At 69.5% G+C, this 1,032-nt stretch carries 1 pseudogene; it reads left to right on the forward strand.

The annotated features are described in order from the left end of the window. Nucleotides 1–1,032 (forward strand): annotated as a pseudogene (locus ACT54X_RS28755) (hypothetical protein); the annotation flags it as partial.

Below are 1,032 nucleotides of genomic sequence, written 5' to 3' on the forward strand. Positions count from 1 at the left end.
GCACCCACCTGGTACACCCACGACAAGCTCGGCCGCCTGATCAAGACCACCCACGCCCTGGCCGATGTCTACAGCTGGCAGGGCAGCAACGGCCTGTCGCCGGCCTATGCCGGCCAGGCCAACCTCACCGAGACCCAGCGCTGGGACCAGGCCGGACGGCTGCTGTCGAGCACCAACGGCGCCGGCGAGACCACCCGCTACGCCTACGACCTGCGCGGCAACCTCATCCGCACCACCAAGCCCGAAGGCCAGAGCACCCTCGCCGGCTACGACGCGCTCAACCGCAAGGTGCTGCAGGCCGACGGCAACGGCGCCGTCTCGGCCTGGGGCTATGACGGCTGGGGCCGCCTGTCGGGCTACATCGACATCGGCCGGGCCAGCCACAGCTACGCCTACGACCACGCCGGCCAGCTCGTGGCGCAAAGCAGCAGCCGGGGCCAGAACCGGGTCTACAGCTACGACGCGGCTGGCCAGCTGGTGCAGATCAACGACATCGCCCTGGGCCAGACCACGCGCTACCAGTACGACCTGGGTGGACGGCACCTGAGAGAGACCACCGTCCAGGGCGGCATCACCTACCAGGACAACCGCATTGCCTACGACGCCCTCGGGCGCATGCGCTGGGTGGGCGACGGGCGCATCACGATCAACGTGGACTACGACGCCGTGGGCAACCGCACCCACGTGCGCACCCGCGTGAACGATCCGGCCGCCGGTGCCGACCAGGTCAGCGACAGCTACAACCAGTACGACGCCATGAACCGCCAGACGGTGGCCGATGCGCTGGATGCGGGCGGCGGCACCCTGGGCGGCAGTGGCCACCGCTACAGCTACGACGCGGGCGGCAACCGGTTGAGCGACACCTACGTGGGCACGAAGATCGTGCCGGGTGGCGAACTCGGCTGGAGCGTGCAGGGCAACCAGGAGGTGACCGAGCGCTATGCCTGGGACGCATTGGGGCGGCTGACGGTCAGCAGTCGAGACAACGAAGTGGTGGACCAGCGCCAGTACGACGCGGCCGGGCGGGTGCTC

The organism is Pseudacidovorax sp. DMC4 (genome assembly GCF_056314265.1).